The following is a 9,875-nucleotide window of genomic DNA, read 5'->3' on the forward strand; positions in this document are numbered from 1 at the left end:
GGGGCCCGTGCCGGCCGCCAGCGGGCCGGGGGCGCACCGCTGCCGGTGGGCGGTTTGAGGGGCCCCCGCGCGACCGGGGACCGAAAATCGGTCCCCGGTGTGATCTGGGGGTTTGGGCGTCGGCGGCCTTGACGTTGTTAGGCTGGTGTCAGGGCAGGAGCGAGTTACCCTCGGAACCGTCCGCTCACTGGGTGCATGGAGCCACGGCATTCGGGTTTTCGGGCAGTTGGCTGGCCGCCTCAAATGCCTCCGTGCTTCTGGCAGTACCTCGCCGACCCGGCGTACGCCGGAGGCGGGTGGGCACTAGAGGACGCGTGGCCGTAGGCGACTCCTTTCATCTTCGTCTCTGAAGGAGAAGCATTACGGAATGATCGGCAGTTATGGACTCCGAAGTTATGGCCGCCTACATCGCCGGCGGCGGAGCATTGTTGGGCGTCGCTCTCGGCATCGTCGGAACCCTCGCCGCAGCCCGTATGCAGGCACGCGCCGCCTATGCTCAGGCAGATGCAGCCCTTGAAGCAGCTCGTGCCCAGGCCCGTGCCACCTACGCCTCAAGCCTGCACCAGCACAACCAGGTGGCCCGCGGATCCGCGTATGCCCGTCTCGTCGACAGCGGGCACAGTTTCATACGCGCCTTGGCTGACATCGCTCGCATAGATGAGGGAACGGCTGAGGAACCCTCGACCCTGACAGCCCCATACACCGAGCTGCACCGCGCAGAGTCGGCTGTCAAGGTCTGGGCTCCTGAGCACGTCCGGGGTGCTGCGAGCGAACTCGCCTCTGCCGCCTGGCGCATCACGGTCCAGATCACCAAGTGGGACCGGCACGTCTACGAGGGATGGCACGCGCTGTATGTGGCAGCAGAACATGTCAGCGGGCCGCCGCCGGACGACCCCAGCGATCCGGCGGTTGATTCGGCATACGTCGCGCGTCAGGCCCTGTTCGCCCACGCGCGTCATGTGGATGCTTACCACCGGGATGGCCGTCCGTCGTATCCCCTGCTCACGGAACACTGGCACGCTTGGGAAGAGACAGCGGAAAGCATGCGGACTGCGTTTGCCGAGACAGTCGCCGCAGGCATCCTTTCTCAAGATCAGGCGGGGGCCCTTGCCAACCAGGGGGCAGAGACCACTACCTCGCCCCGAGAAGACCTCTTCGGCATGGTCGCCCAAGTTGACGGCCTACTCGACCGGTTCGCCGACGAAGCCCGCCAAGACCTTGGGCACCTCGCCAAGCTCTTCGAGGAGCCGAGCGAAGACGGGGCGCCCCCGGTAGTCACCTCAAACGCCAATGGATTCCGCCTCTAGCACGACGCGGCGATGGGCTACAGGCCGTGGCGCTTACGGGCCGTCGCTCGCTGCTTGTAGACCAGATCCCGAGTCACGTCGGCGTGCTCGGCGATCTTCTCGGGCTTCCAGTTGTAGGGGGAACGCGACAGGGCAAGCACCGCCTCCTGCATGTAGCGCACGGCCACGTCGCGGCGCTCCCTCGCCTTGGTGACGATCATGTTCGTCTCGAGCAGCTTCTCCTCCGCGTTCTCGACGCGTTGGACGCCCAGCTCCTCGGCGGCCCGGATGAGTTCCTCGTTCGACTCGGCATCCGGCAGCGGGCGCTTCTTGTCGCCGAACACCGTCTTCGCGAGGTTCTGCCGGTACCCCATGGGCGACAGCCCGACGGTGCCCGCCAAGCCGAGGCGCTGCTCGTAGAACCACAAGTGCGCCAGCGCTTGGTCGCGCTCATCGACGTGCAGCGCGATCTCCGCGTCGGCCTGGCGGACGATGTCCGCAGCCCTCACGACCAGATCCTCGGGACGCGTCTTGGCGACCAGGTCCTCGGGCCGATCGAGGCCAAGAGCTTTGAGTACCGCCTTCTTGGCGTCCTTGGCGATCTGGGCGTAGTCCGGGCCCTGGATGCGCTTGCCGTACTTGATCCCGGCCTTGGGCATGGTCGCTGTTCTCCGTCCCACTGTCGCGCGGTTCTGCGCCGTAGCGGCGGCTGGAGTATCCCCATCCCACCGCATCGGCGAGAACAGTACACCAAGGGAAAATTCCGCGTTAGCGACGCCGGTCCGGCACAGGCACTGACCTGCATCGGAGCGCAGCGAACGCCACACCGCCCAAGACCAGCACCCAGCCCTGGCCGTCGCGCGCGTACGTCTGTCCGGGAGCTGGGTTGCTGGGGGTGTCCGTGGTCGCGATCCGGCCGAAGCCGAGGCTCGGGCCTTGCGGGATCCGGACAGCCCACAGCCGGAACGGTCCCAGACGCAGGCCTCGAGGGGCGCGCACTCGGCGCTGCAGCGTGATGCGGGGACTCATAGCGTCGGGCCCACCTTCCCGACGAGGCCCTGGGCTCTGCTGAGCTTGCACCCCACCCGCTCGTGGCGCTGCATCAGCGCGAACTCCTTCATAGGACGAGCGAGGCACTGACGATGTCGCTTCATCGCCGTCCCCACGAGAACAGGAAGTTGAGCAGGCCGTCGAGGAGCCCCTCGAAGAGCGCGGCGATCCATCCCGGAGCCGATCCAGTCGACGCGTGGCTGCGGTGGGCGTGCTTGCTGCATTTGCCGGGCCTCATCGGGCGGCCGCCACGGTCGTGGAGCGCACCCCGTCGGGGGTGAGCCTGTACTCGCGGCCGTCGGCGTAGCGCACCAGGACCTCGTTGGGGAGCTGCGGCCGGCGTACCTTCCACCCGGCCTCGTACGACTCCCGCGGGTTGTCCTCGAACCAGCCGTTGCACGTCGTGCACGCGGTCAGCAGGTTGTGGGGCTGGTTGATCCATGGCTCGCGGGCGCCACCCATGCCGCGGTTCACGCGGTGGTGGATAGTCAGGCCCTCCCGGGTGCCGCAGCGCACGCAGCTTCCCCCGTCCCGCTCGTAGACGATGGTCTTCACCACGTCGGGGGGCCCGGTCCGCCGTCGTGCTTTCACAGCACTGCTCTCCTCACCTGCCCCGGGCGCTGGGCCGCGTCGTTCGCAACCCTGGCGGGCGCCCGGGGTGAGGCGGGGAGAGTGGACGGGGCTCGTGCCTTATGTCGCGCCCTGCCTGGTCAGGCCGCGCGATGCTCGGTGAGCGCCCGTTCGAGGGCGTCGAGGATCGTCACGATGTCGTCGACTTTCACGTAGGAGATTCCGAACGACGCGAGACCGCCGTCGAGGACATCGATCCAGTACTCGGCGTACGTCGATTCGTCTTCGTAGTGGTACTGGCCGGGCTCGGCTTGGGCGAATCCGCCGGACCCCTCATCGAACCAGCCAGCGCCCCAGACTTCCGTCATGGCCTGGCCGAGGGCCTCCTTCGGGACGTTGTCGAACTCGGCTGTGGCGCGCCCGTGGTCGTCGAGGCACACTTTCCCCGATCCCTCGCCCGGCTTTTCCCAACGCAGGGTGGGGCCGAAGCACTGGCATCTGGGATCGGACAGGTTCAGCGCTGGGAACGCCGCGGTGAACGCTGTTTGGGCGGCTCGTTCGTGGACCGTCCAAGTGCCGTACCAGTCCTGGAGCGCCTGGGTGACATGCGGTTGCATGCTGCTCCCTTCGGGCCCGCGGCGCGGGGCCACCAGGTGGCGGCCGAGGGGACGTGCCGCGGGCAAGAGAGCGCACCCTGCACGTCGCGGGCCCCTTGCGTCAGGGAACGCCACTGTGCCCCGGCCGGGGAGTCGTCCGGCCTGGGCGCAGCACCGGGGGAGGCGGTTACGTCTCGGTGCCGCCGGTGCCGCCGGTGCCGCTCGAGCACTCGGGGTCGAAGATGTTGCAGGCCGTGCCGATCGGGTCCTGCGGCATGCTGGGGGTCGGCTTCGGGGCCGATGTCGGTTCGGTCGTGGACGGCGAGCTAGGCGACGGATTCGTGGGCGCTGCGGTGGAGGGGGCGGGCTTCGGGTTGCTCGGGGTGTCCCGGCCGTACACGACGGTGAGAACGAGCGTGGCGGCGACGAGGATGAAGATGGACCGATAGATGACCAGAGTGCGCCACCGGCGCAGGCACTGCGGGCAGGGCGCCGCCTTTGAGCAATGGACGGGGGGCTTGGGATAGGCGGGGTCGGACATGGGTGATCCTTCGGTTCGGGTACTGGGCGGCCGGACGGTGTCCGACTCGGACGTCTTGCGTCGCGTCGTCACTTGGTGAGCCGGACCGGCGGCGCCTTCGGCGCGGCCGGAGCCTTTGGCTGCTTCTGCGCGGGCTTCCGCGCGCTGCTCGCGGAATGGTTGGTACCTGCGGCCGCGGCGCCAGCTCTGCCGTACGGAAGGCACGTGCCCGGGTCCACGGTGCCCGCGACCGCCGGGGCGCAGCGGCCGGGGTGGCCGCGGTCGTCGTCGACGTCTGCGACCAGGAGCGCGAACAGCACCAACAGGGCGACCACGACGACGCCGACCGCGACGGAGACGGACAGGGGGAGATGTGCCGTCGTTTGGCAGGGGCGAGAGCTCGGACTTCACGGCGGGGCCTTCCATGCGGAGAGGTGAGGCCGTGCATGCTCGAGGGCCGGATGGTCTTGCGTCGTGCCCTGACCGGCGGACGGCCGGTGTGGGCCGCCTACAGTCGGAGCATGAGCACCATTCCGGAGCCGGCCCGCCCGTGGCGCCCGGAGGACGGGCCGGGGGCCGAGGTGTGGACGTGGCCATACGGCGATCGCCCGGCGCTCGAAGTGTGGTCGGCCGGGCGCTGGCGGTACGCGTCGGTCATGGCGCGGCAGAACTGGGCGGACGGCAGCGTGCGCTACCAGGTCGAGGTGGCCCTACGCGGCGACACGATGGTCACAGTCCGCACGTACCAGTGCCCTCAGCCTGGGTTGAGGAAGGGGCGCGCGAGCGGCTCGGAGCCGTCCAGGGCGGCCGACGAGGGGTACCGGAAGATGCCCCGTCGCGCGTAGGCGAGGCGGTCAGCGCGCCAGTCTGAGGCGTGCCGTCTCTGCGGCATGGGACGCGGCTTCGATCAGCCCGAGTTCGCCGGCGAGCGTTCCCACGAAGGCATCGACCGCCTCGATGGCGCGGCCCTCCATGGCGTCGGGCTCTGCGAAGTACGCCGCGAACTCTCCGGCGCCGATGGTCGCCAGGGCGGGCCGACGGGCCTGGTAGTCGGCCCACATCCGCCGGAAGACGGCGCGCACGCGGGCGAGCTCGATTTCGTCGATCTCCTCGTGCCGGAGGCGGCTGATCGTCTGCTGTCGGGCCTTCCACATGGCGATGTGGTGCTGGACGGGGACGGGCCCGAACGGGCCGGGCAGGGCTCGTTCGATCCTCGGAATGCCGGGCTGGACTGGCCAGGGCGAGTACAGCTCCGTGAGGACCGCCGTCAGTCTGTCCACGTCGATCCGCCCGGTCCGCTCGCCCTCCTCGATGACGTGCTGAGCGGCGCGCCGTTGCTTGAGGGTGGCTGAGGGGTGGGCGAGTTGCTCGACGATGGCGCGGACGTTCTCGCGTCGTCTCACGGCGGTCGTCTGGCCAGCGGCCCGCGCATGGGTCCGCAAGGCTCGGCGCGCCTGCGGGGTGAGGACCACCGTGTCGTCGATCAGCCACAGGTACAGCACGACACGGACCAGCGAGCGTTGCGGGATACGCCCCAGCGGGGAGCGCTCGCGAGCTTGCAGAAGTCTGGCGAACAACTCGCGTTGCTCGCGGGGAAAGACCCGCGGGTCGCTGCCGTGCGCGCTGGTCTTGCGCGGGTCAGGGTTGGCGAGCACCCCGTCCTCGACCCAGGAGGTCACCATCCTGGGACTGGCCTTCACCCCCAGAGCGAGAGCGTCGGCGACCAGATCGGCCACAGTCCCCTCGACCCACGGGGTGACCCGATTCCCGTTCATGGCGCCGAACTTACACCGAGATTCGAGCTCCGGGAGCTGCATTCAGCGGACGTCAGCCATAAGGCTTGGGGCTAGCAGAAACTGCGCCCCGCACCGGATCCCTGCCAGGAACAAGCGGTGCGGGGGCAGCCGACTCATCCCCTGAACGGAGACCGTCATGTCCCACCGTACGCACCGCCCCGACCTGAAGCGGCGACGCGCCCGCCATCGTCTTGTCCAGGGCCTCGGGCAAGCAGCGTTCTACGCCGCTTCCGCCACGTTGGCTGGCGGGCTGGCCCGCGGGCTGCTCAACTTGGTCCGTCTGTCCGTCTCCTCGTGCTGACCTGAGCCGGGGAGCTGCCGCGCTCGGGTCCCACCGGGCGCGGCACAGACGGCGCGCGGCTACAGGTAGAGGTCCTGCAACTCGGCGACGAACAGACCGCCGTTCAGCGGGGTGTCGGTGAGCAGAACGCGGACGGGGCGGCCGTCGACAACGCCGGAGACGACGGAACCGACCGGACGGGAGCTGCGGAAGACTATGCGGCGGCCGGGGCCGAACAGTGCGCCGGGGATGATGACCAGGTAGGTGCGGGGGGAGTCCATGGGAGGGCCTCTCGAGCGGGGGCGCCCCGTACGGGCCGCCCTGTACCCCTTCCGTGCTCTCGGGCCTCCGGGGACAGGATCGGTCGCGTACGGGCCGTTCAGGCGGTCTGCTTGACGTCCCCGCGAGAGAGAGGGGCGGCGCCCTTCGCGGAGTGCCTGACGGACGGCCACCAGATCCGGCCTCTGGGCCCCGTGGTCCCGGCAGGTCTTCCACCAGCCGTGCGCCTGTACCGCGGCCGTCGCTTTCCGCAGGTCCTCCACAGCTTGTCGTACGCCGCGGCTTCGGCCGGGGACCATCCGGGGGAGGCCTCGTGGCCGGCTCGCTCCCGACCCCGCTCCTTCACCTCCGGCCCCCTCCCTCGTGAGGCTCACGCGACCAGGGGAGCTCGGCCTGGAAGGCGCGGAGCTCGGCGTACAGCTCGGTGGCCCGGCGCTGCGCGTCCCTCAGCTTCTGGGGGAAGTCGCGGGGGCGAACTTCTCCTCCCCGGCGGAGGCCTGCTCGAGGGAAGGGGGGATGGTGCTCATCCTTCGGAGCCTAGTTCGCGTGACCGACAGTGCTCGGGCTCCGGCTCGTTCCGCATCGCGGCGTCGGCGCGCGACAGAGCGTTGGACACCACGTCGCCCGGCGGGGCGGGTTCGTACACGCTGACGGCCGGGGCGAGACGGTCCACCAGGGCCACGGCGAGCTCGTAGCGCAGTCTGCGTTCGTAGTCGGCGCGGAGCGGTGGATCTGCGTCAATACGCTTCCACACGGCGCGGTCTACCTGCTGCTGGACCGTGACCGGCTCACCGTCCACGGTGACTGTCGCGGTCAGGACGACGAACGGTCCGAACGGGTAGAAGGCCGCGTTGTACTCGGGGAGGGACGGGGCGAGGGTGCTCATGCTGGGGGGAACGGCGGGCCTGGAGCGACTGTTACAGCGCCCGGGAACGGCGGCGGCCCCCGCCGGGTGGGCGGGGGCCGGGCGCGGCCTGGGGTCAGGTGGCTAGGTCGTAGCTGTCCGGGGCGAGCATGTCGTCCATGTCGTAGAGCTGGGCGAGGTAGTCGCGTACCAGGGCCTCGCCCAGGGCGCCGAACATGCCGGACAGGACGATGGCGGCCATGACCGGGGAGACGACGTCGGCGGCCTGCTGGAAGGCGCTCGTGCGGCTGCCCTGCCACGGGTAGGAGCGGCGGAACCCGACGAGGAGACCGGCCTCCGACTTGGTGAGCCGCAGACCGTCGCCTTCGCGCTTCCAGGTCCGTGACTTGCCGGTGAGGCACCAGGACGGGCCGTCGGCAGAGAACGTGTTGCCACCCTTGGCACGGCCGGTCTTGGGGTCGATGGGCCGGTTGCCGCGGGTGTTGACGAACTCGCCGGGCTGCCAGCCGAGGGCCTGCGCCATGGAGGTGGTGGAGAGCGGCCGGATGCGGCGGGTGACAGTGGGCGTGTAGACGCGGGAAGCGATCATGTAGACGCGCTTGCGGCGGGACGGCAGGCCATAGTCGGCAGCCTCCATGATTTCGCGGCTGGTGTAGAACCACTCGGCGCACGAGAACTCGCAGGACAGGTCGTCGAGGATGTCCTCGGGCAGGTTGCTGGACTGCTCCATGGCCATCCAGCGGATCGGCGCGCCAGCGGCCTGCAGTGCGAGCGGCCAGATGACGACCTCCAGCATCAGGGCGATGCGCGGATCGCTCACGTCGGCGGCCATCTCGCGGACTTCGTCCCAGGTGGCGCCGGAGCGCGGGGCGAAGCCGTCGCCGTGGCATCCCTTGCCGTCCGGGTCGTCCGGGACGCACTCGCATTCCCCGTCGTAGTCGTTGTGGTGCCACTCCATGGGTATGAACCCGGCGGCTTCACCCACGTAGGCGATGGCGTCGCACAGGATCTGAATGTTGCGGGCTTCCAGGCCGGAGAGCTTGCCTGCGGGGGAGAAGGCGGGGCAGGGCGGGCTGATGATGACCGCTGCGGTGTAGCGCAGGGCGATGTGCTCGGGGTCCAGCGTGGTGATGTCGGCGCAGACGCGCCGGTGTCCGGCGACGCGGGCGGTGGCGCAGGCGTCCGGGGAAATGTCCACGCCGACGGCATCGACCCTGATGCCCAGGACGGTGGCGATGCCCTCGGACCAGCCGCCGGGGCCCGCGAATAACTCCACCACGCGGATCGGGTCGCCGGGGAGCGGGGCGAGCAGCCACTCGGCGGGCCACGGGGCGGCGGCCGTCTCGAGGACGGCAAACACCTTCGGGGGGATCGGCAGACCGGCCTTGCGAGCGAGGGTGGCGACGTGAACGGCGGTAGCTACCGCAGGAGGCAGGGTCCTCATCTGGTGTTCCTCTGTTCGTGGCCGTCGGGTGGTTGCTCTCCACCAACACTTCGAATGATACACCTAGGTAAATCTTGCATTCGTTGAACAGTAGAATTCCGGCGGCAATTTCCTGCGGCTTGTCATTCATCGATGTAGCGCAACGCCCGGCCCCACCAGCAGCAGCGGGACCGGGCGCGCCCGAGAACCTGAACGATGCGCGGGTGCTCCGCTCCGGGGTCAGCCGAACGCCGCGGCGTGAGCCTCGGCCTCGAGCAACGCGGCCGCAGCCGCGACATCGGGCCGCAGGTCGATCCCGCGGCGCTTGAGGCCCTCGAGCAGCTCTCCGGGCGTCGGGTCGTTGCCCTGGTCCGCAGAGGCGACGTGTCCGGCAACCGCGGACCGCAGGGCGATCAGGTCGGACTCGACGGCCAGCAGGCGGCGCAGGATCAGCGGCAGCGCGGTGCGGCAGTAGGCGCCGAGTCCTTCCGTAGTGTGGCGTCCGCGGGTCGTCTCGGCGTGCACATCGGCGGCGTCCATGGCCACTGCGATCGTCGGCGGGGGCGAGGGGCATAGCAGGGCGTCCAGGGCGGCGAGCTGCTTGGGTGTGGCGGGGTTCAGCACGGGATGGCTCCGGTTCGGGGAACGGAGCGCCCGGGGCGGTCGACTCGGCCCCGGGGCGCGTAACAGGGTCAGAGCGCTTCGCCGCGCACGGTCGCCAGCTCGACAATGTCGTCTGATTCGCAGTGCGCGCCGTGCACGGGATAGTCGACTGGGCCGATGGGGATGCCCAGCGGCGTACGCTCCGCGTCCTCCTCGTCGCCCTGCATCGCCTCGGAGGGCAGGAACTTGAGGAACTCGTATGGGGCGGCCTGGTCGGCGCGCTGGATCAGGTTGAGGACATCACTCGTCTTGCTGGGGTCGGCGTCGCCCCATAGGGCAGCGATGTTTCTGACAGGTTGAACGGGAGCCAGTGGGGCGGCGAGATCGGGAGCCGCTGTTTCGGCAACGAGATTGAGAGCCACCCTGTGTGATGGTGTGTGACATGCCGCTGTTGGCGTAATGGGCGGGTTGGGCTGTTTGGCGGCGTCAGACTGTGGGGTCTTGATCACGGTCGTGTCAGGAGCCCGTGTGTATAGGTCGCGTGAGCGGATCTTTGAGCGGATCCGTCGTGATCGCCGGTTGGACCCCGCGGTCCCGGGGCGGACGC

At 69.5% G+C, this 9,875-nt stretch carries 14 protein-coding genes; 3 read left to right on the plus strand and 11 right to left on the minus strand.

Going from position 1 to position 9,875, the window contains the following annotated elements; genetic code table 11:
- Positions 1 to 380: 380 nt before the first annotated feature.
- Positions 381 to 1,307: a hypothetical protein gene (locus ACFXB5_RS12460; protein ID WP_385206021.1), complete on the plus strand. Its 927-nt coding sequence runs from the start codon at positions 381 to 383 to the stop codon at positions 1,305 to 1,307.
- A 17-nt stretch (positions 1,308 to 1,324) separates the two neighbouring features.
- Here ACFXB5_RS12460 and ACFXB5_RS12465 read toward each other — a convergent pair whose 3' ends face one another.
- From ACFXB5_RS12465 to ACFXB5_RS12485, 5 genes are all read right to left on the minus strand, one after another.
- Positions 1,325 to 1,945, minus strand: a complete 621-nt coding sequence (locus ACFXB5_RS12465; RefSeq protein WP_385206024.1) for a hypothetical protein — start codon at positions 1,943 to 1,945, stop codon at positions 1,325 to 1,327.
- Between the two features lie 625 nt (positions 1,946 to 2,570).
- A complete protein-coding gene (locus tag ACFXB5_RS12470) occupies positions 2,571 to 2,927 on the minus strand; it encodes an HNH endonuclease (RefSeq protein ID WP_385206026.1) in 357 nt (118 codons plus the stop codon).
- Between the two features lie 119 nt (positions 2,928 to 3,046).
- Positions 3,047 to 3,523, minus strand: coding sequence for a hypothetical protein (locus tag ACFXB5_RS12475; RefSeq protein ID WP_385206029.1), 477 nt, complete (start codon positions 3,521 to 3,523; stop codon positions 3,047 to 3,049).
- Between the two features lie 166 nt (positions 3,524 to 3,689).
- Entirely contained in the window at positions 3,690 to 4,043 is a 354-nt protein-coding gene (locus ACFXB5_RS12480; protein WP_385206032.1) for a hypothetical protein, read from the minus strand.
- A gap of 68 nt (positions 4,044 to 4,111) precedes the next feature.
- On the minus strand, positions 4,112 to 4,357 hold the full coding sequence (locus ACFXB5_RS12485) for a hypothetical protein (RefSeq protein ID WP_385206035.1): 246 nt from the start codon (positions 4,355 to 4,357) through the stop codon (positions 4,112 to 4,114).
- Positions 4,358 to 4,543: 186 nt separating this feature from the next.
- Between ACFXB5_RS12485 and ACFXB5_RS12490 the strand changes: the two genes are divergently transcribed.
- Positions 4,544 to 4,867, plus strand: coding sequence for a hypothetical protein (locus ACFXB5_RS12490; RefSeq protein WP_385206037.1), 324 nt, complete (start codon positions 4,544 to 4,546; stop codon positions 4,865 to 4,867).
- A 9-nt stretch (positions 4,868 to 4,876) separates the two neighbouring features.
- Here ACFXB5_RS12490 and ACFXB5_RS12495 read toward each other — a convergent pair whose 3' ends face one another.
- On the minus strand, positions 4,877 to 5,797 hold the full coding sequence (locus ACFXB5_RS12495) for a hypothetical protein (protein ID WP_385206040.1): 921 nt from the start codon (positions 5,795 to 5,797) through the stop codon (positions 4,877 to 4,879).
- Between the two features lie 157 nt (positions 5,798 to 5,954).
- On the opposite strand from ACFXB5_RS12495, the gene ACFXB5_RS12500 reads away from it, so the two are divergent.
- A complete protein-coding gene (locus ACFXB5_RS12500) occupies positions 5,955 to 6,119 on the plus strand; it encodes a hypothetical protein (protein WP_385206042.1) in 165 nt (54 codons plus the stop codon).
- A 59-nt stretch (positions 6,120 to 6,178) separates the two neighbouring features.
- On the opposite strand, the gene ACFXB5_RS12505 is transcribed toward ACFXB5_RS12500, so the two are convergent.
- The 5 genes from ACFXB5_RS12505 to ACFXB5_RS12525 all read right to left on the minus strand — a co-directional run bounded on the left by ACFXB5_RS12505 (position 6,179) and on the right by ACFXB5_RS12525 (position 9,690).
- Positions 6,179 to 6,379, minus strand: a complete 201-nt coding sequence (locus ACFXB5_RS12505; RefSeq protein WP_385206044.1) for a hypothetical protein — start codon at positions 6,377 to 6,379, stop codon at positions 6,179 to 6,181.
- Positions 6,380 to 6,900: 521 nt separating this feature from the next.
- Positions 6,901 to 7,263 carry a hypothetical protein gene (locus ACFXB5_RS12510; protein WP_385206047.1) on the minus strand — a complete coding sequence of 121 codons (363 nt, stop codon included), beginning with the start codon at positions 7,261 to 7,263 and terminating at the stop codon, positions 6,901 to 6,903.
- A gap of 94 nt (positions 7,264 to 7,357) precedes the next feature.
- On the minus strand, positions 7,358 to 8,686 hold the full coding sequence (locus tag ACFXB5_RS12515) for a DNA cytosine methyltransferase (protein ID WP_385206049.1): 1,329 nt from the start codon (positions 8,684 to 8,686) through the stop codon (positions 7,358 to 7,360).
- 219 nt (positions 8,687 to 8,905) lie between these two features.
- Complete coding sequence (locus ACFXB5_RS12520; protein ID WP_385206052.1) at positions 8,906 to 9,289, minus strand: hypothetical protein; 384 nt, start codon at positions 9,287 to 9,289, stop codon at positions 8,906 to 8,908.
- Between the two features lie 68 nt (positions 9,290 to 9,357).
- Positions 9,358 to 9,690, minus strand: a complete 333-nt coding sequence (locus tag ACFXB5_RS12525; protein WP_385206054.1) for a hypothetical protein — start codon at positions 9,688 to 9,690, stop codon at positions 9,358 to 9,360.
- Positions 9,691 to 9,875 lie beyond the last annotated feature (185 nt).

This window comes from Streptomyces sp. NPDC059455, from assembly GCF_042750115.1.
GTDB classification, from domain to species: Bacteria; Actinomycetota; Actinomycetes; order Streptomycetales; family Streptomycetaceae; genus Streptomyces; species Streptomyces endocoffeicus.